The following is a 20,457-nucleotide window of genomic DNA, read 5'->3' as shown; positions in this document are numbered from 1 at the left end:
ATACTTGCCTTGCCCAGCCTCACGCCGCATAATCCTTACCAGATATGGAATATCGGACATCACCGATACCAACTGAAACAGATCAACGAGGGAAACAGGCAGGTCGTCCATCCGTCCTCGTCACTGGAGCCTCCGGAGGGATCGGGCGCGCGATCAGCCAGGCATTTGGACAGATCGGATGGTATGTGGGTGTCCATTACTATCAAAACAAATCCGCAGCCGACACGACATTGGATCGAGTCCGCAAGGTCGGGGGAACCGGTGAAGTCTACGCCGCAGATATTCGGGAGTCCGAGTCTGTGCGATGCATGTTCGATCAATTTTCCAGCGACACCCAGGGCCCCATCGCCATAGTCTGCAACGCCGGAATTGGACAGAGCGAGTTGCTCGTGCGCCATTCTGACAACATCTGGGACAATGTCATCGCTACGAATCTGACCGGCACGTTTCACTGTTTACGCGCCTGTGCTCCTGTCCTCCTCGCTCGTGGTGGAGGCTCCATCATGGTGATCGGCTCACACACCGGATTTCACGGTGCGAAGGGACAGAGCGCCTATGCGACTTCAAAGGCTGGCTTAATTGGGCTCGTTAAAACCGCTGCACGCGAGTGGGGTCCCCAGAATATTCGCGTGAATTTGGTATTACCGGGCTGGCAGAGGACCGACTTGACGGAGGGCATTTTTCCTGAAGACAGCGGGTGGCTAGACCATGACCTCCGCCGCCCCCCGGCAAGCGAGGAGATGGCCAGAACTGTCGTTCACTTGGCCCAGCTCAACGACATCTCAGGGCAGGTATGGAACTGCGACAGCAGACCTTTGTGAACAAAGGGCATATCGCTGATGGCTTATAGCAAGAGGAGAAGCAACATAGGCTGTTTCGAAACCATACGCTCTATGCTATACGCTATCAGCTCTTACCGATGAATCACGGCATCTTTATCACCGGAACTGATACGGGAGTCGGAAAGACTCTGGTCTCTGCTGCCCTCGCGCTTTATTTGAAGAAACAGGGGATCACGGTCGGCGTGATGAAACCGATTGAAACCGGGACCTCACCTTTAAGAGAAACCCGGTCCGATGCCGCACGGCTCCGATCCATCATTGAAAGTGACGAACCGCTGGGCGCCATTCGTCCCTATGCATTTGAACTGCCGGTTGCTCCGCTGGCTGCGGCACAAGAGGAAGGACAGGCCATCAACCTGGAGACAATCAAAAAGGTCTACCGACTCCTATCCACCCGATACGACTCCATGATTGTAGAAGGAGTGGGCGGGGTGCGCGTACCGATTACGCCAAAGAGCACCGTCGCGGATCTGATTAAATCGCTGCGTCTTCCGGCTATCGTGGTCGGGCGATCTGGGTTGGGCGGCATCAATCATGCGTTGCTGACTATTGAGGCACTGCGGCAGAGCAGAATTCCCATCCTCGCTCTGGTCCTCAACCAAACCGAATCGGCTCGATCCGCCGTCGCTCGCTTACAACAGCGGACCACGGTGGAGATCCTTCGCAAACTAGCAGGCGTCCCAGTGCTGGGCCCCCTTCCCTATGAGCCAGGCATGCCAGGACGATTCCGACCTGCCGTCCAACATTTGGCCAGGTCTGCAGCCATTACGAAGCTGGCACAATTGGTGAGGAGATCCGCGCGATAAAATCGCTGACCGTTTGCCGCACATCCGCTGCCTTGATGATTGCGGAGATCACCGCCACTCCGTTCACCCCTGCCCGCATCACGTTCTCGACCTGATCAAGCGTAATCCCCCCGATGGCAAAGATCGGAAGCGGCGTCAACGAGCGAATGCCTCTCAACCCGGCTAGCCCAACAACGGGATCGTGATCCGTCTTCGAACCCGGCTTGAAGATCGGGCCAAATCCGAGATAGTCAGGGCCAGCAGCCGTCGCCGCTAATATCTGTTGGTGATTATGCGTTGACAGACCGATCAGCTTGTGAGGCCCCATGACGGTTCGTGCGAGATGAAACGGTAGATCCCCCTGCCCGAGATGCACGCCATCCGCATCCACGGCCAACGCCAAGTCACACCGATCATTGACGATGAAGAGGACACCGAGTTCCTGAGCGACCTTCCTCAGTGCCAACGCCTCTGCATAGGCAACCTTCATCGAAGCCGTTTTGTTTCTGTATTGAAAATTCTTGGCACCAGCTGCGGCAGAAATCTTTAAGACATCCACGAGTGAACGATCGGGACAGATCGATGGATCAAGAATGACATAGAGCCCATCGTGTACCGATGTAGGTCGTCGTTTCTCATTTACCGACTTCGACATATCGTTACCGTTTGGAATGTTCCACTGCTTTCTGTTTGAGGATACGAAAGTGCGCTTCGAGTTCCTGCCGCATCGCAATCACGATAAGCCAGTCCGGCACAAAGGATTCGACTTCAACCTCGAGTTCAAAATCGGCGCGTGTCTGATTCCCCTCCCCCGTGGATTCCAGCTTCCAGACTCGATGGTACCGTTTGAAGTCCCCTCCTTTCAGGTCCGTAACGAGACTTCCGCTCGGCAAGACCCTCGACTCCGTGACTAACCGGCGTTCGCCTGGCATCAAGGGATGCTCAATTCGAAGATCGGTTGTGGCCACCCCGTCCTGGAGGCTGACGGCTGCCACATGCATCCGCATGTCAAAGAGATCCGGCCAATGAGGGTAATCGGTTAACAATCGCTGAACGACGATCGGTGGGGCTGGAATAACGACTTGTGCGGTCGCCCTCGTACCACCACCAGAAGCGGCAGCAACCTCAAGCACATCCATCGGTGCTGCAGCCATCCCCATACCATCGGTCACAATGAAGAGGAGCAGGCCGAACGCACCACCTGCGAGCAGGACCGAGGAGCAGGCTGTTCGTCTATCCCACAATCGCATCCAACAACCGTTGATGAATCTTGCGAACCCGTTCAAGTTGGCCTTTGGCTGGGAATCGTTCGTAAAAACCATCGGCTCGGAAATCCTTTATAAGCGTAGCCCAGGGCTTCACCAACTCAGCAAACGGTTGGTGTGACCGTTGTTCCTCCCAGGCGCTGATGAGTTTACGATCCACAATCAGGTCGTCCAGCACCCGGATCAACGCCTTGAGAGAAACGTCGCGTGTGAACATGTAGCGCTCATTCTGGCCCCAGATCTCACCCATCACATCCTTGACGCCCTTGAGGTAGTCCCGCACCAACGCATAGCACCGGTCAGCTTTCATATCCAAATGAGACTCGATCCAGCGTTTATGGGCTGTCACCACTTTTAATAGTTCGTTGAACACCTCGGACTGAAGAATCCATTTCTCCTGCCTACTCCGTCCTCCAAGGCGGTTGATTTTGTACTGGAGCGGCGAGTCAGACTCGCTGTAGAGCAGATTGACGACTTTCGCCGAGAACTTCTTTTCCGGACTCTCCCACGACACCTTCTCATACAGATCGACCAGATGTGATCGGTTGATGCGCGTATGAGTCGAGTTGATGATGACGAACATCTCCGTCGCAAAGTCGGCGCTCCGCCCGTCGAACAAGAGACAGGGCACTTCGACCTGCAGGCTCTGATCGGGATGTTTCTCGTGGAAAAAATGCAGTCCGGCAAGGCGATGTTGCCCATCGATGACCAGGTACTTTCCTTTTGGCTCGCTGAGGTGGCCGATCGACTCCGAACCGTCAACTTTTTGAAAACGAAGTGTTTCATCGGTAAAGAGCAGCACCGTACCGGGAATCATCGGTTGTGCCACGACGGTCTCATAAAAATTGACGATTTGCTTGATCTTCTGCCGATTCAGGACACGCTGAAACCCCTTTTCACTCCGCTCAATCCCTGCAATAAATTGTGCAACCTCATCATGTTCGGCAATCTTGGTCTGTGCGATTTCCTCGCCTTCAAAATAGTACCGGCTCGTGAAACGAACTTTTTCCAGCAAATCACCGGCGTTGTAGGCAATGAAATAAAACGTCCCTTCTTTTTGGGTGATTCGTGTCGCCAGCATAGGGCCTCCCTTGAGTAGGAACCGAAGCTGGTGGTGATTCTACGCGTGCCTCCGCATGGCCGCAAGACAAAGGACTGTGTCAGCCCACATTACTCATCACTCTTCTGCTACAATCGCCCATCCGCTGTTCCGACGCCGCTGCGCTCGGCGGGCTCGCCCCTCGGCCTTTCGACGTCCTGCACGAGGACGCCTCAAGGCCTCCGGGCTCCTCGCGCCGGTCTCACAACGCGGCTGGACAATTTCGCGACGAACAGTCATGAATAATGTGGGCTCGCATCATCAACCATGAGATCGAGACATAGCACACTCCTATCGCGTTCTGCTGTTCTACTGATGCTGCTGGTCAGTTCTCCCAACGCCCATACTCAAGAGATGGATGACGCAGGAGCCACCACCGAGTTGTCCTGCAGCTTCGCCATGGATAAAGATGAGACCGCACGCCCTTGTCAGGTTCCGTTCCCGGAAGGATGCCAGGTGGCCATGATACCGGGAACGACACAACCATGGACGACTATCTCCAAGGGCGGCCGGCTCCAGTGCCGATTCGATGAAAAGGAAACCAACTGGAAGACAAAGATTACCGGTACCTGCGGCCAATGCCAATCTGTTCATTGCTCGGTCAAATTCAGCGTTCGATTCATGTGTACTTCCGGGTAATCTGTCCACCTGTCCTCCATGTCTCTCACTAAGGTCATCAAACAAGAAGCGCGAGCCTTGGGTTTTGTTGCCGTCGGGATCGCGCCCGTCTCTGATGAGCAAGAGGCAGTCGGTCCTGGTGATGGGCAACCTCATCCGGTTCAATCACCATTTTCCCGGCGTCTCTACGACCGCCTGACGGAGTGGCTCCGGCAAGGACACCACGGAACCATGGCCTGGCTGGAACGGACACCGGAGAAACGTGCGGATCCCCGACAGGTCCTTCCTGGCTGCCGATCGATCATCTCTGTCGGCATGACTTACCTCACCGACCATCGTGCGAACGAACAGCCCGGCTATGGTCGCATCGCGCGGTATGCCTGGGGGAAGGACTACCACAAGATGATGAGCAACAAGCTCAAACAACTGGAAGCACGCATTTCCAGCCTTGTACCAGAGGCGCACACACGATCCTATGTGGACACCGGCCCTATAATGGAGAAAGCCTGGGCGGAACGGGCCGGTCTGGGCTGGATCGGAAAACACTCCAATCTCGTGTCATCCGACCATGGCTCATGGCTTTTGCTCGGAGAAGTGCTGACCACCTTGGAACTGTCAGTAGACGAGCCTGCTACCGATCTGTGCGGAAGCTGCACGCTGTGTATCCAAGCCTGTCCAACGAACGCGATCGTGCAACCCTATGTGGTTGACGCCACACGATGCATCTCCTATCTCACTATTGAACTCCGTGGAGACGGCAGCATGATTTCCCCTGACCTCCAGCAAGGCATGGGAAACAAAATATTCGGATGTGATGATTGCCTCGACGTATGCCCGTTCAACCTGCGCGCCGAGCCGACCCACGAGACTACATTTCAGCCCTCACCCGTCACCCTCGCCCCGAGTTTAGATGAGCTTTCTCGACTTGATGAACAGACCTTCACCACATTGTTTCAACAGAGCCCGATTCGGCGGGCAAAAATCCATGGGTTTCAACGAAACATCGCCATCGCACAGCACAATAAACCCCGGCCAACCTCGCTTCCTTCTTGATCGGAACTTTCAAGATAGATGCCCCCTTTTCCCTGAATGAGCCCACTATCGGATTGCGGCAGTCGATTCAGGTACCACGGGAAAATGCTGTGGCATGAATCGAATTGGATACAGGGTGTATCTTTTTAGATTCTCTCCCCGCCATTTTCCCTCCTCTGCCCTCACCGATCAACAATCGATACATCAAAAGGGCAGTCTCATCAAATGAGGTAAAAAACCATGGTTTTTTAGAATGATGGTTTGAACGCACACCACAGTGCCGTGCTGTTATGCCTATGGCACGCATCGTGCCTAGTGCGAATAGGAAGTTGTCAATTACCTAAGGTTCAGGTTGATGATGAGGCAGTCACACCTATGATCAGAGAAATTTCAAGAGGGACCAAAAGAAGCTATATGTATTGTACTTTCTCATCAGAATTTGATAGATAGTTGATCCGGCGACTGCTCGACGAGCGGGTGGGAGGGGAGTCAATTGACCATACTCGCTCACAGCGTTGCTCTCTGTGCCATAAAACCAAACTAAAGGGAGGCAATTATGCAGAGGTTTCGTGTGATCACAGCTACATTAGGACTTGCCGTCCTTCTGGGAGCCAGCGGATGTATTACGATGCCAGGGTCCGCAGGGGCCAAGGTCCATGAAGTCACGTTCACCGCGATGGAAACGGAAATCGTCGTTGACGGAAACGGGACGAAGTACAAGGCCTGGACCTTTAACGGACAGATGCCTGGACCAGTCGTGCGGGTCACCGAAGGCGACACGGTGAACTTCACCCTGATCGGCGATAAGAACAATTCCTTCCCGCATTCGATGGACTTTCATGCCGCTGAGCTCGACTTCTTGAAGAACTACCACAAGACCGTTTCAGCCGGCGAGACACACAAGTACTCCTTCGTGGCGAAGAAGCCCGGTGTGTTTTTCTATCACTGCGGTGCGAGCCCCATGATCCAACACGTCGCCCGTGGCATGTTCGGCGCCATCATTGTCGATCCGAAGGATGCCAATGCCTGGCCAAAGGCCGATCGTGAATTCGTCCTGGTCCAATCCGAGTTCTGGAAGAACCCGGACAATGTGCAGGCGATGTTTGATCGGAAGTGGGACAACACGATTTTCAACGGCGGAATCTTCAAGTACCATCCATTCTTCCCTGGCGGAGAGCCGTTGGAGGTCAAGGTCGGTGAACGCGTACGGATCTATTTCGTGAATGCCGGTCCGAACGAGTTCTCAGCACTCCATCCGATCGCTGAAATCTGGGACAATGTCTACGAGAGTGGCAACCCGGCGAACAACTTCAAGGGTGTTCAGACCTATGTGGTTGGTCCAGGCAGCGGTGCCACCTTCGATATGATCGTGGACAACCCAGGAGCCTATCCGGTTGTGACCCACTCCTTGACGGGAGCGCTGCGCGGTGCGATCGCCGTGGTGATCGCCAACCAGAATCCCAAGGACTATAAGGGTCAGTTGATGCCCAACACTCCCTGGAACCCGTAATGAATGAGCGGGGCACGGAGCTTTACGAGTCAATTCATTCTCACACAAAGGAGTAGATAATATGTCGTTGAGCAAGAAGATTATGGGTGTCGCAGTTGCCGTCGCAGCTGCGTGGACAATGACCAGCACCACGTCCTTTGCCGCAGAAGCCTCGCTCTATGAGCGGCTCGGCGGACAGGGTGCCATTCAAGCCGTGGTCACCAAGTTCATCGGGAACGTGGGTGGTGACAAGCGGATCAATGGCTATTTTGCCACCGCCGACCTCAAGAAGCTGAACAAGCTCCTGGTCGAACAGGTCTGTATGGCGACCGGTGGCCCCTGCAGCTACTCCGGTCGGGATATGAAGACCACGCACAAGGGAATGAAGGTCACCGACGCCGCTTTTGGCGCGCTGGTTGAGGACCTGGTCAGTGCATTGGACACCTTCAACGTGCCGGCAAAAGAAAAGGGTGAGCTCCTGGCCATCCTTGGGCCGATGAAGAGCGATATTGTCGAGGCCAAGTAACGACTGACAGTGCTCAACACTGCACTGGTCGTACGGTGGTGTTTCCCATCAGCCAGGACCTTCTGGTCCTGGCTGACGCGGTCCTCAAGCTGGTAGACCTACATCCTTCCGATCTCCGCCCTAACCAATTGCTCCGATATATGGGCACTGCCACTTAGGACATTGTCATGTTAAGATGTATCAATTTTCGTTCGCCCCTTACCACGCGGCGCGAGCAAGTAACCGTAACATTCCGTGGTATCACCAAGGAGGAATCATGAGCCGGAAGCGTGTGATTGTGACGTTGTGTAGTTTTATGGCCGTTGCCCTATGGAGTACGGCAGGATGGTCCGGCCCCGAGTCCGACCCTCTGAAGCCGCGTGTTCCAGATGCTGAGCGTGGGGAAGCAAGAAAACTGAAGAGCCCGATCACCGTAACCCCTGACGTGCTTGCCAAGGGCAAGGAACTCTATGAAGGCAAAGGCACCTGCGCAAATTGTCACGGTCAGAGTGGCGAGGGTGATGGTGCGGGAGGCATGCTGCTCACACCAGGTCCACGAAACCTTACGAATTGCAAATTTCACAAAAAGCGGAACGACGGGGAACTGTTCTGGGTCATCAAGAACGGAAGCCCTGGGACAGGCATGCCTGCCCTGCTCAAGGGTAACATCATCACCGAGGAAGAAGCCTGGACGATCATTGCGTACGAGCGAAGCTTCTGTAAGGATAAGGAATAACGGCTGAATGGATGTGAGTTGTAGGTCGACCGAGTCGGCCTACAGCTCCTGTTTTTCCTCGCCTCAACGCATTCCCCCATCCCTTCAGAATCTTACCACTACCCTCTATACAGCACGTAATCCCGCATGACACCTGCTCCGTCGATGTCCATTGAAATCCGCTTCGTGCTTTCCCCTTTTTTTCTGCCTAGCAAGGGGTGTAGGCTATACTAGGTATTGATGGTTCCAGAGGAGGCGCGCACTCCGATGAACCTTCAGAAAGCACTTCTCATCTCGAAGGATCCGCAACTCAGCCGGCTTGTCGAAGCGGCCCTCCCACAGTTCAGCGTTCAATCGGCATCAACCATCACAGAGGGGCTCTCATGCTGGTCTGAAACTTCTCCTCTATTGGTAATCAGCGAAGGAACTCCCCCTACTCTCGATCCGCTCTTCGACTATGCCAAACAGCTCCCTTCTGCTCCCCCTGTACTGGTGATTGGAGACCATCATTCCATTAAAGACGCCGTCGACATCATGCGAGCTGGTGCAGCGGATTACCTGACAAAACCCGTTTCCCCGGCTGATCTACAGGCTGCGATCAGCAGGATCATCCGACAGTCTCCTCCCGTGACTTCTACGGCACCACAAGATCCCTTCGCCGCTATAGTCAGCATCTCACCGCAGATGAACTTGATGAAGCATCTGGCCCGAGAAGTGGCCGTGACCGATGCAACCGTCCTTATCACAGGAGAAAGTGGAACCGGAAAGGAGTTATTCGCAGAAGCCATCCATACCTCAAGCCTCAGAGCCCGTGGCCCGCTGGTAGCCTTGAATTGCGCCGGAATTCCTGAACAACTTTTGGAAGCGGAGTTGTTCGGCTATGAGCCAGGTGCATTTACTGACGCGAAGCGTGCCAAACCTGGTCGATTCCAATTGGCAGAGGGTGGCACGCTCTTTCTCGACGAGATCGGAGAAATGAGCCAGACCGCTCAAGCCAAGCTGCTCCGTGTCCTGGAAAACCGCACCGTTGATCCTCTCGGTGATACCCAGAGCCACAAAGTCAATATCCGAATCCTCGCTGCAACCAACGAGGATCTGCTCGCCCACATTAAGTCGGGTCGCTTCCGCCTCGATCTCTATTATCGATTGAACGTGTATCAACTCCGCATCCCCCCGCTCCGCGAACGGCCTGAAGATATCGAGCCGATTCTCTTAATTTTTTTAGAGCGAGCCCGAAAAGAACGGGGATGCCGTGTGAAGGCTATCACCCCATCCGCACTCTCGATCCTCAGAAGCCACACGTGGCCTGGTAATGTCCGAGAACTGCACAATGTCGTTGAGTGGCTCACCATCACTTGCAAAGAGGAGGTGATCCAACCGCATCATCTCCCATCGTCTGTGATCGCTCACCCGACGGCCGATTATGGTCCCGAACCCAAGTCATCGCTATTAGCCTTTGGACTGTCATTTCAAGAGATGGAAAAGAAGCTACTTGAGGAAGCGTTACACAAAGCATCGGGGAATGTTTCGGAAGCCAGCCGCCTCCTCAAGATGACCCGCAACACACTCCGTTACCGGATGGCGAAACATCACCTTTCGTAATCATCTGTTGGAGCAATCAATTATGATGGTCTTGTGGAACCATCCACTCGGTGGCTGGGATAAGCCTTGAAGAATCTGGGGCAACGCGAAAAAGGCGAACACGAACGCTCCCGATTCGTCGTTGCGTTCCGAATGTGAGCGAAAACCCTGCACCAGTCTCTTGCTCACGAAATCGCTCAATCTTTTCAACCAGCGAGTTTCTACTCACATGCCGGCCTACCTGCATGAGTGTTTCCGTCAGCATCGCGGCAGCTCCCTGTGCCATTCGGGAAAATCCGAAATTGTGCACCTGGTGTTGCCCTACCAGCTTCTGCAGTTCATCACGGTCATATTCCGTTGGTGGATCAAGTGCAGCTGCTAGAAAGACTTTGGAGTTCAATCGAGGTGGAGCGGATAAGGCTTTCTGTCCAACCATCCCGACAGGCGCCAACAGCATGGGTGAGAGGTTCAGACGATCCAACGCTTTGGCAAGCACCAGAAAGTCGTCTCCGTCACCGACAAAGATGATTCCATCAACCTGCTCCTGTTTCAGCCGTTGGACAAGCCCAGCTCCAGCGAGTGCCCCACGTTCGTACTCATACTCACCAACAAACTCGATCGCTTGACGTCTGATTTGTGTAAAGACCGGTCTGAGGACCGTCGTTTTTTTGGGCTCGACGATTGCGACCCGAGGACGGGCCTGACGAGTCAATGAACGAGACTGCGATATCAGAAAATCCAACAGCACTCTGTATTGGATATCGAAACCAGACAGCATGTAAAAGACGTACGGGTTAGGAGGATCAGAAATCTGGGGGGACAGGGCCAAGGGACCTATCGAGGGGACTTGCGTTCGCTCCAGCAAACTATGCGCCTTCGATGTATCACCCGACTCAAAACTTCCAACGAGCGCAAAGACCTGTTTCGCCTTGATCAGCCGCTCAGTTGCAGCTTCCTGTGAAACCTCCTGCCCAGAGTCTTCAACGACCAACCTAATCTGTCTCCCGTAGATTCCTCCCCGCTCGTTCACGTTGCGGAGGTAGCCGTCCAGAACTGATTGGGCATCCTGTCCTATTGAAGCCAAGGGCCCAGAGAGCGGAAGAGCAGCCCCAACAGTGATTGTGGTTGCCGTCACACCTGGATCTGTGTCGTCATCGGTGCCGATTTTGTTCAGATACGCAACAACTGCAATTGCCTGACGATCAGTGAGGTGATAGCGCGGCATACCGGAATGAAGCGACTCGCCTACGGCATCGATTCCCTGTGTGATTGCACGAGCCAGGGTCTGGTCTGTATAGGCCACACGTAACTGCCCAGTCTGGCGCGACTCATGCGAGCCTCGTAAAAACGGTGGGGTGAGCGGAGGCACGCGTAGTCCTCCCTCTTCCGTTCCCTTCCCTTCTATACCGTGACATTGGATACATCGGAACAGCGTGGCGGAGAGCTCACCATCAACCCCGGCGAAACTTACGAACAATTCCAATCCTGACTCGGCACGACCTTGATGATAGATGCTCCGCCCCAGACGTTCTACCGGGGTGAGTGGATCCTGCCACGCCCCACTCTCTCCTGACAGCGCAATCGTGATTACCAGAGAGAAGAGAAGAAGAACGGGAAGGGAGGGAGACTTGATCAGCATCCGATTAACGATGTGCCATCGACCCATTCACTGAGTCAATGAGGTCCATGACCATCGGGACAGAGGCAAGACCATAGTGCCTTGCCCATTGCCCACTGACATCATTCCCTACCAGAATCAGAGAAGGATGATCAGACAGTTGCGGCCCTGCTGCATTGAAGGCGGACAGGACACGAGTAATATCGGGATAGGAACCAGTGAGAAAATACCAGCCGGGTGCTGCACCAAATCGTTGGGCAACAGCCTTTAACTGAGCTGGCCGATCAGTCACTGGATCAAGACTAATGGAGAGCAAACTGACTGGACGATGCGATCCGGCCTGCAGCTTCTGCTGCACTGCGCCGAAGAGGCCCGTCATGGCTGGGCAACTGGTTTTGCAGGAAGTATAGAGGAAGGTAATCGCAACCGTATTCCCCTTGATGAGATCAGAATACAACCGATGGGTACTACCATTTTGATCAATCACCTCAATATCGGGAATCACCGGCGCTGTGGTGTCCGCGAACGCAGCAATAGCCCCTCCATTCAGCATCCAACAACTAAGGACTACTCTGAGTAGACGAGTCATGACCTCTTCAATGGCGCAGCCCTTCCTCCCGCTGCATCTGTTTCTCTGAGTATGGTGTAGCCGAAACCACCTGCTGGACTACAGCCGTCCCCTGCGCATAGCGTAGATGACCAGATACCGTCTGCACCATGACTCGATATTCCCCTGCATGCGGAAAGGACTGCATAACGGTATAGCGTCCTGGTTCCACTTCACGGGCATGGTGCCGTTGCTGCCAGGATCCTGGAGGCTCGAAGACCAAGACTTGTACATCTCGCAGCCCTGAAATTGGTTGCTTGGTCTGTGCATCGATAAGCGTGAACGTTAAGGCAGTTGGAATCTTCGTCAGGATCGGTTCGGTTCCAAAGTCCGTCCGCACGAGCGGCGGCTTGGGAGCAGCTGCTGTAGAAACTCCTGACGTCGATTCCCCCACAACAGCCTGAAAGCAATGCATCATCCGTGGCCGATCGATCAAGAGCGGCACATCGTATCGCCCTGCTTTTGTAAACGTCACCGGGGCCCGATAGACACCTGGAGCCACTTCCTTCAAACTTCGATCAAGCACCAGGATCCCGCGAGGTATTCGCTTATAATTCGAGAACGTCCCCATCGGTGCCATCATGCCCTCTTGATAAAAATAGAGGGTTTGGTCCGGCGCATTTGCGACGAGCACCGCATTGCCTTCAGGCGCAGGCACGATCATGTCGGCAATCCCAAGCTGGTCAGGCACCGAGCTTGGAGCATGTTGTCCAGCTTGGATGTCGACTGGAGCCGGTTTGCCCTTACGAAGATCCGCCAGATCGATCAACGAGAACTTTTCAGATTCGATTCCACGCACATACGCATACCGTTCAGTGAAGGTCACCTGATCGGGATCCTTGACGACTGCCGTGGAGCCGATGATCCCATTCGTGGCTGTATCGACAATCGAGATTTTGTTTTCAAGTTGATTCACAACCACTGCAAAGCGACCGGTCGGTTCAAAGCGCAGGGCTACAACACCAGGTTGAGTGGAAATCGTTGATACCTGACTGTGCGCCGCGGGATCAATCACCGTCATCACGCTGTCATTTAATGACCCAACGTAAAACCGCTTGGCTGCATTTCCATAGCTAAGCGCCACCGGTGTCCTTCCTACAGCAATTGTTGCCCTCACGGATATCGTCCGCAGATCGATCAGCGACACAGTATTGGACATACCATTCGCGACCGCAAGATAGGCACTATCTTCGCTGAAAGCCAACGCATGCGGACCTTCCCCGACTACTATTGTTTTTGTGACGGAATGCGTTTCGGGATCAAGCGCTACCACCTGAGCTGTGCCGTCCAGCCCTACCCAGATAGCACGTCCGTTTGGTTGGAGGACCAAGCGAGTGGGACGCGAACCAGCTCCGGTTGCAATCGTAGTAATCAGCCGATAGGTCGTCGTATCAATGACGGCAATGGCACCCTCGTCGGAAAGCGTCACATACAGAAATCGCCCATCTTTGGTTAGAAGCCAATCCGTCCCGATACCAGGCAACGAGATAATATGTTCCAGTTTGGTGGGACTAAATGCGACATGGGGGTTGATGAAGGTGATCGTTTTGTCATGATTTAGGGTCACAATCGCATAACTATTGAGATCCACATCCGGCCGACTTCCAAATTGTCCGCTCGCCATGCTCCGAATTTTATCGGTACAAGTCCGCTCACCGGCCACCGTCTCCGAGAGCCTCGCATTCATCCAAGCTTTGGGGCGTCCAAGCAATAATGGCTGCCCAGTTCGAGCATCGCGCAGTGAAAATTGCGCCAACGCTGTTTCCCCGACCTGTGCCTCCTGATGTCCCTTGTTGGTTTCGACAGGTCGCAAAGAGAATTCGATCCGTACTCCGTCTTGCTCGAACTGTTGGACCTGTTCCACCACCGTCGAGTGCGAAGTAACCACATCGCGCGATGGCGCAATCTTCGGCTGCGACAAGGGATCGGCTAAGACCTGGCTCGTCAATAGAACTCCGCTGATCCAAAGCCCAATCACTGGCAAATACACCGCGCCAGACATCATCGACGTAATGGACAGGGTCCGATCACGGAATCGACCTTTTGGTCTTTTGGAGAGCACAACCACTCTTGGAATCGCCATCTATCTTGTGATCCCCCCAGCGCTCCTTTTGCCAATCAAATAAGTGATAGGCAGGCGACGTATTTTCTTCCACACGGAAAATTCCCCACAGACCTCCGCTGAACATGAAGCCTTCCTGTGTGCGATACAAGTAATCACCATGCACCGCACAGTCGCCTCCCGCACTGGCCATGATGTTGATGGCTCGACCTGGCCCAATCCCACCTGTTGATCCGACGCGTGTAGGACTAAATTGATTCCACCCCATTGTTCTGGAATGATCAATCCAAGGGCTCAGGCTCCAATCATGGCCAAACAGAGTAAAGCCGTGCTGTCGTGGGTGCCCACCCGGATGCACGACACGCAATCGCACTTGCTCACCGGCTTTCGCAGTAAAGATGGGAGTTTCAGGGTCACAATACTTCCCACTCGCAAAGTCAGCCTGGCAGCGGAAATGCGAGACCGTAGAGCTCAAGACATTAGACCAATCGAACTGATTCATGGTCTCTGGTTCATCCGCTGGGCTCGCTCCAAACCTTGCCCACAGTGGCTCAGTGCGATAGTTGAATGCCTTTTGACCAGAATCCTCTGAGTCGTCTCCATGCCGAAGATTGGGCATCGGTTGACCATATTGCTGCAGACTCAGATTGTCCTGATACAGCAGCACCATCTCCTTGAATCGGTAGAGTGCGCCCGAATCATCAGATGGCAGCTTGCGATCAAGTCTTCCTGACAACAGCGCGGTAGCTTTTGATGCCCAGGCATCATCCAACGGGCAGACCCGTTTGGGGGAGTACTTGCCGTGGCGTCCTGCAACCGACTCCGGTTTCCAATACACGACATCCGCTTGGGCTTTGCTCTGCGCGTCTCCGTCACGCCACTGCGAACATTGCGGCTCTACGATGAGCGCACCAATGGCACCATGTGACGCATGCTTAATGACATCGCCCATATCCTGTAACGGGATGGCACCAAATTCGTGCGGTATCCCCTCAATTCGATTCTTTTTTCCCTCTCCGGCTGAAATGATCTCTCCCGCATACCAGAGATAGGTCTTCGTATCACCCGGCTTAACGGTAGAATCTTCATTGAGTCCGACATGGGCACCGTCACTCTTTTGCAGGTTGTAGTCGACCAACTGTGGATGCAACCCCACGCGGTGAGAGCTCCGAACCTGATTAAAATACAGGCCGGGCGTGATGGGAGGAACCATGTTAAAGCTCCATGTCTTCGGAACGTTGACTCCATCCTGATAGTTTTCGGGCTTGATCCGATTCGTGAGAGCCACATTGATGCAGTCTCCCGCACGCGCCCGGAGTATCAGCGGTTCCGGACGTTGAGTACCATTTCGCAATCCAGCCACATCTGAAGCCTGGACGAAAAGAATGGCCTCAGGGTCAGCAATCCCGAAGTGCTCGTTGTAGACGAGTTTCTTACTGGGAAGAAGATCCTTTGCCAACCAGGCCTCGACCTCAAAGTTCCGCACGAACCCCTGTTGGTCCTCGCTCCGACAGAAGGCTTCCAAGGCATCACTGGGAGCGTTCTGCGTGAATCCGCGTTGGGATCGAGTTGCCTTGTCCTCATCATTGACCTCGAGCCGCTCACTATCCAACACCTCGTCGAGGCTTTGCTTCACGAACGCCGACGCCAACACATCATGCGTCTTTTCCGTATTGCCAGGAAGACGTGCCAATGCCGGAGCATTCTCCGTCCGGGGGAACACACGCATCAGCCCCCACTGCCCGTCCCAAAGATTGTCAACTGCGTTCGAGGTGTAAAGGTGGTCAACTTGAGCACGCCCCTTTGAATCCTCCCCGAACGGCATGAATTCGACCACACGGTCGTTGAACTCAAAATGTTCAGAAATCCCGATATGCTGTGCACCGACATATCCGGTATTGAGAGAGTCGGGCTGTGCCAGCCATTTCGAACCATGCAAGGTAAAGACATGCTGTTCTTCTTGGGCACCCTGAATCAAGCGAATCTGGACATGGTCCCCTTCATACGCTCGGAGTAACGGTGTGGATGGATCACCGGGATGTCGCCCCTGATCATAGTTTTCGGTAAACAAGCATTTCTCCGTTGGTGATCGTTTTTTCTTCGGCTCATAAATATCGCACCATGTATCAAGACCATGTGCCTGATCTTGCTTGGAATGAACATTTGAGCTGAATACATTGGCCAGATCACTACGAAGGTCGGTGTCAGGCAGCTGAAAATACTGCCGCTTGTCCTTGTCCTGACTGGCAATACGGAGTGGAATCGGTTCATTTCGATAGTTGATGAGCTGAGTACCTGGATCCTTGGTAGAAATCCCCTCCGGCATGGGAATTCGACCAGGGACAACCGGCATCCCCAACCCACCTTCGATTTGACTTGGTGGATTGATCGGTTGATTCTCTTTGTCATACACAATCGCAAAATCGGCAAACGCAAGATTAAACTCCCGTCCAGTCCGCTCGTAATCAATCGTGCCCTTAGAATCAAGCGCGTCACTACAAACCGATCCATCCTTCTCTGGCGTGACACAGGCCTTCCCGCGTGTTCGCACAACAATGTTCGCGGCATAGGATGTTGGACCACCATCATGTCGCTTATCGACAATTTTGGGGTTCCCATCTTTATCCGTCCCGCCCATCAATCGACCGTCTGGGAAATACCACTTGGAGTTCCGCGGCTCGATAACGAGCGCCGCATAAAATCCATGATGCTGGTGCGAACTGGGCCCAAAGTGATCGTGCGTAAAGACTGTACGCATGGTACGGTCTTTTGTCTTCCTATCACCAGGTTTCCCATTCAGAATCGGATCGGCCCACCACCGCTGGATTGTCGTTTGAGCCCCACACCAAGGATGATTCATCGAATCGTTATCTTTCCCTCCCATATCTTGGCAATAACCCCGTCGATCTCCCGCTAATGCCCCATCAGCAGTGGCACCTAACTCTCCCTTGCGAAGAAAGATGGGATGGGTCCGAGGAATCAGTCGCTTCCCCGGATTCGCTTTATTGTGCGCAGCAATTCTCTCACGCACTTCATCAGCGGCCAACGTCCCATCCTCATAATTCCATCCATTGCCCGACCCATCAGAGGATGTCACATCGAACTTGACCAGGTGAATATGTTGTCCAATCACATCAGTGGGGGAGTAGACTTGAAAATCGTCCAAATTGAGATTGCTGGGGATCAAATTCGTGGCATAGAACTCCACGCATTCACCAGACTGTGCCCGGAAAAACAACGGTTCAGTTGGACGTGAACCATTCAGTGTCTCCCGCACATCTTCTTCCAACACTGGGAAGCGTGCCTGTGGATCATGCCACCCTGATTTATTCACGGTCATATCCATTTGGAGATAGACGGCTCGGTATCTGCGGACCATGACATCTCTGACGGTTCCATTCTCATCAATCCATTCCTTTGGACATGGATTCGAAAAAGGCGCTCCGGGCTTGCCCTGCCCCCTTTCATCCTTCGAAACGTTACCTCCTCCATTGACGCGGAAAAGCACGCGGGCACCGTTTTCATTATCACAGGGGCCATCAGGCAGGCAGCTGGGATAACCCGGTGCCTCCCAATTGTAGGGAGTATGGCTCCAGCCTGAAGCACCTGGTTCTACGGCCTGCCGACCATGAACCGTGTCTTTCCCCGCGTGAAACTTCATGGCCACCACTTCGTGGGCATCGCCGCCGCTCGGAATCTTTTTCACTGTGGCCGTGTCCAACTCACGCGCTAGTTGAATAAGACCGGGATCACTATTTCGAGACCACAATTCACTCGCAATTTTGGCCGATTGCTTCCGTCCCACCTCGTATAGATCGTGCCCTGACAATGAAGATGGTTCGCGCATTTCCTTTGGTCCATGGGCATCCCCCTTATCGCGAACGGTTGCGTCGGTAATAATGTGCCGGCGCAAGGTACCTGGGTCATCCGACCCGTCCAAGTCTAGTGGCGGTTGCGGAGGACGATGCCCCTTCTTGCCTGCGATATAAAATGGATAGCCCGGAAACTTTTTTGTCGGCATCGGTGGCATAGCTGTCCGGGGGAGCGGAACAACCGCAGGATTCGGCGTGCCATCCGTAATTTCATAGTCCGGCAACCTCCGCTCGTTGCCCCCACCTTCAAAGACATCATGGGTTCGCCACAGTTCCCACATGCCTTGCGCAAAGTGTGGATAGAGATGACAGTGAAAGATAGAATCCCCCGGGCCTAAGTTCCGATTTCCAGATCCGCCGTAATGCACCTCATACGAGAACGCAGTCCCAGGTGAGATAGTCTGCGAATCGAGATAGTGCGACGTGGGATCATGCTTATCTTCCACCCACTGGTGGGCATGGAGATGGAACACATGTGTCTCCTTCGGACCCGCATGCATATTGCGAAAGCGGATCGGATCCCCGAGGTATGAATGGTGGACATTGGACGGATCGTCCGGGTATTTGGCTTTCATCTTGTAAAGAGGTCGCTGCTCGAGTTTCCCATTGCGCCCCTTAACAGTTGCTTGTCCGACTTGGATAAGCCCTCCGTCCTCATTCTTTTCATAACCGACCACCATTGCGGGATCGCCATTGACCCATGAGGTCAGAAAAAACTCTTCGAGTTTACATTCACCACAATCCCGTCCGGGGCCAATTTGTTTCTTATTTGCGACTACCATTGCCCCGAGACCTGACGCACCATAATTAATCCCCATCCCATCACGGAGTGAACTCAACGGAGAATTTTCTTCTCTGATGTCATCGAATGCCTGAACAGCCGTCACCTCATCGTGGAAAATCACCGTAAACTCCCGATAAGGTTTACCACAGGCGTTCCCCTCGCCCATTTGTTCGCATCCATTCTCTCGATCAATGTCGATGACTGCATTAAGGTCAGAATGGATGAGCTCGCCGCCGGTCTTGCACAAGCCGGTGCGTTGATCATTGAGTGCATTCTCACCGCTGCATTGCAGCATATTGAGGATTGGAGCCTTCCTGGCAATTTCAGCTTCCGACGGTTCCGCAGCACCCTGAGATTGATATGGCGCCTCATAGTTGATGATCGGCTGGGTATACCTCGTTTTGGCGATCGTCGCAGCACTAAGCTGGCTTTCCGTCACCTGGGAGCGATACCACTTGGCCCCCTTGGGTTGCACATTGACGGCGCCGAACAGTCCCAGCCCAAGCTGGCCGCCATCACCCTCGCCTCCGGCTGGCGCCCCCATGGAATAAAAGAAATAGGTCCCTTCCTTCTTGGCATACCAGGTGTAGGTTCTGGTCTCGCCGGGTGCCGCCAGCGCACAGAGATCCTTCCCCAAATCCTCTAAATTGGACGAGCACTTTCCAATCCCACCCTTCCACCCATTTCTCCCGACATTGGCACCTTGAGAATCAATCGAATCAACAAGGCTCAGACCGTTTACATGTATCGAAGCATGCCGAGTTGCGGGCTCATCGCTGTCGGCTAAAGCAATAACTGGTTTCTCGGGATGAGTCAGCCGCCGTTCAGGATCGATCATCGACTCATGTTCATCCACCATCGGGTCTAACAGATTGGTAAACGTGACTCGTAGACAATCCCCTTCATTTGCCCGTAAGACCAAAGGACGAGGCCGCTTGTCTGACCGAAGCTTGATATGCCCGACTAGGTAGCGATCAAGCCCCTCCTTTCTTGACGGAATTGCGATCGCTGGTTCTTCTTCAGCATCGAGATCACCGTTCAACAACTCTGGCCCATTTTGCTCAGGAGCATCTTGTCGTTTGACTTTTCGCATGACAGATCGTTCTTTGTCCGAAGACCGATCGCTGGCTAATCCATCGCGCCACTTCTTCAGCTTCTGAATACGAGGATCCTTGTCCGGATCTCCGGAGGTGACTGTTCCAATTTCACTTCTTAAGGAAGAGATAACCTCGTCTAACCCTTCGCGGTCGATCACGACATCTCGCCGCAATGCATACATAAGACCTGCCGGATTAAACGACCCGAACCTGTTGTAGTAGTACACCTGATCCAGAGACACTACATCAGCCGTAATGAGTCGTTCGCAAGTTGCTTTAACGACCACTTGGGACTGAGGCGGCTTGTGTCCCGCACAGCCAACCCCCAGAACGGCAAAAAGAAACATGATCGTGAGCTTGCCCCCCAACCCTATCGCTCGAAGTGTGTGGTCGCTGCCTGGGTTCCTGCTGGACGTAACAGACAAGGCAGAGAATGTTTCCTGTCCTGCTTGGGTGAGTCGTGCGCGCATGGTCGTAGTCTCCACA

At 53.8% G+C, this 20,457-nt stretch carries 14 protein-coding genes; 7 read left to right on the top strand and 7 right to left on the bottom strand.

What is annotated here, in order from left to right; genetic code table 11:
• The first annotated feature begins 44 nt into the window (after nt 1-44).
• Together ACMTNU_RS14690 and bioD are read left to right on the top strand one after the other, a co-directional pair.
• Complete coding sequence (locus ACMTNU_RS14690; protein ID WP_413936019.1) at nt 45-821, top strand: SDR family NAD(P)-dependent oxidoreductase; 777 nt, start codon at nt 45-47, stop codon at nt 819-821.
• A 98-nt stretch (nt 822-919) separates the two neighbouring features.
• Nucleotides 920-1,648 carry a dethiobiotin synthase gene (gene bioD, locus ACMTNU_RS14685; RefSeq protein WP_413936018.1) on the top strand — a complete coding sequence of 243 codons (729 nt, stop codon included), beginning with the start codon at nt 920-922 and terminating at the stop codon, nt 1,646-1,648.
• Here the strand turns inward: bioD and thiE are convergent.
• The 3 genes from thiE to ACMTNU_RS14670 are packed head-to-tail and all read right to left on the bottom strand — an operon-like array spanning nt 1,608 to nt 3,973.
• Nucleotides 1,608-2,282 carry a thiamine phosphate synthase gene (gene thiE / locus ACMTNU_RS14680; protein ID WP_413936017.1) on the bottom strand — a complete coding sequence of 225 codons (675 nt, stop codon included), beginning with the start codon at nt 2,280-2,282 and terminating at the stop codon, nt 1,608-1,610. The genes bioD and thiE overlap by 41 nt on opposite strands.
• Before the next feature lie 4 nt (nt 2,283-2,286).
• The gene (locus ACMTNU_RS14675; protein ID WP_413936016.1) at nt 2,287-2,877 is read right to left on the bottom strand and encodes an SRPBCC family protein; all 591 of its coding nucleotides are present in this window, start codon (nt 2,875-2,877) and stop codon (nt 2,287-2,289) included.
• On the bottom strand, nt 2,861-3,973 hold the full coding sequence (locus tag ACMTNU_RS14670; protein ID WP_413936015.1) for a DGQHR domain-containing protein: 1,113 nt from the start codon (nt 3,971-3,973) through the stop codon (nt 2,861-2,863). Before ACMTNU_RS14670 ends, ACMTNU_RS14675 begins: the two co-directional genes overlap by 17 nt.
• Nucleotides 3,974-4,648: 675 nt before the next feature.
• Between ACMTNU_RS14670 and queG the strand changes: the two genes are divergently transcribed.
• The 5 genes from queG to ACMTNU_RS14645 all read left to right on the top strand — a co-directional run bounded on the left by queG (nt 4,649) and on the right by ACMTNU_RS14645 (nt 9,952).
• Complete coding sequence (gene queG, locus ACMTNU_RS14665; RefSeq protein ID WP_413936014.1) at nt 4,649-5,662, top strand: tRNA epoxyqueuosine(34) reductase QueG; 1,014 nt, start codon at nt 4,649-4,651, stop codon at nt 5,660-5,662.
• A 535-nt stretch (nt 5,663-6,197) separates the two neighbouring features.
• Nucleotides 6,198-7,151: a multicopper oxidase domain-containing protein gene (locus ACMTNU_RS14660; RefSeq protein WP_413936013.1), complete on the top strand. Its 954-nt coding sequence runs from the start codon at nt 6,198-6,200 to the stop codon at nt 7,149-7,151.
• Nucleotides 7,152-7,212: 61 nt separating this feature from the next.
• On the top strand, nt 7,213-7,656 hold the full coding sequence (locus tag ACMTNU_RS14655; protein WP_413936012.1) for a group I truncated hemoglobin: 444 nt from the start codon (nt 7,213-7,215) through the stop codon (nt 7,654-7,656).
• A gap of 256 nt (nt 7,657-7,912) precedes the next feature.
• Nucleotides 7,913-8,371 carry a c-type cytochrome gene (locus ACMTNU_RS14650; RefSeq protein ID WP_413936011.1) on the top strand — a complete coding sequence of 153 codons (459 nt, stop codon included), beginning with the start codon at nt 7,913-7,915 and terminating at the stop codon, nt 8,369-8,371.
• 246 nt (nt 8,372-8,617) lie between these two features.
• Nucleotides 8,618-9,952, top strand: a complete 1,335-nt coding sequence (locus ACMTNU_RS14645; protein ID WP_413936010.1) for a sigma-54-dependent transcriptional regulator — start codon at nt 8,618-8,620, stop codon at nt 9,950-9,952.
• 16 nt (nt 9,953-9,968) lie between these two features.
• Here ACMTNU_RS14645 and ACMTNU_RS14640 read toward each other — a convergent pair whose 3' ends face one another.
• The 4 genes from ACMTNU_RS14640 to ACMTNU_RS14625 are packed head-to-tail and all read right to left on the bottom strand — an operon-like array spanning nt 9,969 to nt 20,441.
• The gene (locus tag ACMTNU_RS14640; protein WP_413936009.1) at nt 9,969-11,597 is read right to left on the bottom strand and encodes an ABC transporter substrate-binding protein; all 1,629 of its coding nucleotides are present in this window, start codon (nt 11,595-11,597) and stop codon (nt 9,969-9,971) included.
• Nucleotides 11,575-12,138 carry an SCO family protein gene (locus ACMTNU_RS14635; RefSeq protein WP_413936008.1) on the bottom strand — a complete coding sequence of 188 codons (564 nt, stop codon included), beginning with the start codon at nt 12,136-12,138 and terminating at the stop codon, nt 11,575-11,577. The genes ACMTNU_RS14640 and ACMTNU_RS14635 overlap by 23 nt, the downstream gene beginning before the upstream one ends.
• Before the next feature lie 7 nt (nt 12,139-12,145).
• On the bottom strand, nt 12,146-14,239 hold the full coding sequence (locus ACMTNU_RS14630; RefSeq protein ID WP_413936007.1) for a cytochrome D1 domain-containing protein: 2,094 nt from the start codon (nt 14,237-14,239) through the stop codon (nt 12,146-12,148).
• Nucleotides 14,184-20,441 carry a copper oxidase gene (locus ACMTNU_RS14625; protein ID WP_413936006.1) on the bottom strand — a complete coding sequence of 2,086 codons (6,258 nt, stop codon included), beginning with the start codon at nt 20,439-20,441 and terminating at the stop codon, nt 14,184-14,186. Before ACMTNU_RS14625 ends, ACMTNU_RS14630 begins: the two co-directional genes overlap by 56 nt.
• Between the last annotated feature and the right edge of the window lie 16 nt (nt 20,442-20,457).

The organism is Nitrospira sp. BLG_1 (assembly GCF_047338595.1).
Lineage (GTDB): Bacteria > Nitrospirota > Nitrospiria > Nitrospirales > Nitrospiraceae > Nitrospira_D.
This window is presented reverse-complemented; position numbering and strand designations above follow the sequence as displayed.

Coding starts and splice junctions, on each gene's coding strand:
- ACMTNU_RS14690 (WP_413936019.1), top strand. CDS start 45: ATGGAATATCGGACATCACCGATACCAACTGAAACAGATCAACGAGGG.
- bioD (WP_413936018.1), top strand. CDS start 920: ATGAATCACGGCATCTTTATCACCGGAACTGATACGGGAGTCGGAAAG.
- thiE (WP_413936017.1), bottom strand. CDS start 2,282: ATGTCGAAGTCGGTAAATGAGAAACGACGACCTACATCGGTACACGAT.
- ACMTNU_RS14675 (WP_413936016.1), bottom strand. CDS start 2,877: ATGCGATTGTGGGATAGACGAACAGCCTGCTCCTCGGTCCTGCTCGCA.
- ACMTNU_RS14670 (WP_413936015.1), bottom strand. CDS start 3,973: ATGCTGGCGACACGAATCACCCAAAAAGAAGGGACGTTTTATTTCATT.
- queG (WP_413936014.1), top strand. CDS start 4,649: ATGTCTCTCACTAAGGTCATCAAACAAGAAGCGCGAGCCTTGGGTTTT.
- ACMTNU_RS14660 (WP_413936013.1), top strand. CDS start 6,198: ATGCAGAGGTTTCGTGTGATCACAGCTACATTAGGACTTGCCGTCCTT.
- ACMTNU_RS14655 (WP_413936012.1), top strand. CDS start 7,213: ATGTCGTTGAGCAAGAAGATTATGGGTGTCGCAGTTGCCGTCGCAGCT.
- ACMTNU_RS14650 (WP_413936011.1), top strand. CDS start 7,913: ATGAGCCGGAAGCGTGTGATTGTGACGTTGTGTAGTTTTATGGCCGTT.
- ACMTNU_RS14645 (WP_413936010.1), top strand. CDS start 8,618: ATGAACCTTCAGAAAGCACTTCTCATCTCGAAGGATCCGCAACTCAGC.
- ACMTNU_RS14640 (WP_413936009.1), bottom strand. CDS start 11,597: ATGGGTCGATGGCACATCGTTAATCGGATGCTGATCAAGTCTCCCTCC.
- ACMTNU_RS14635 (WP_413936008.1), bottom strand. CDS start 12,138: ATGACTCGTCTACTCAGAGTAGTCCTTAGTTGTTGGATGCTGAATGGA.
- ACMTNU_RS14630 (WP_413936007.1), bottom strand. CDS start 14,239: ATGGCGATTCCAAGAGTGGTTGTGCTCTCCAAAAGACCAAAAGGTCGA.
- ACMTNU_RS14625 (WP_413936006.1), bottom strand. CDS start 20,441: ATGCGCGCACGACTCACCCAAGCAGGACAGGAAACATTCTCTGCCTTG.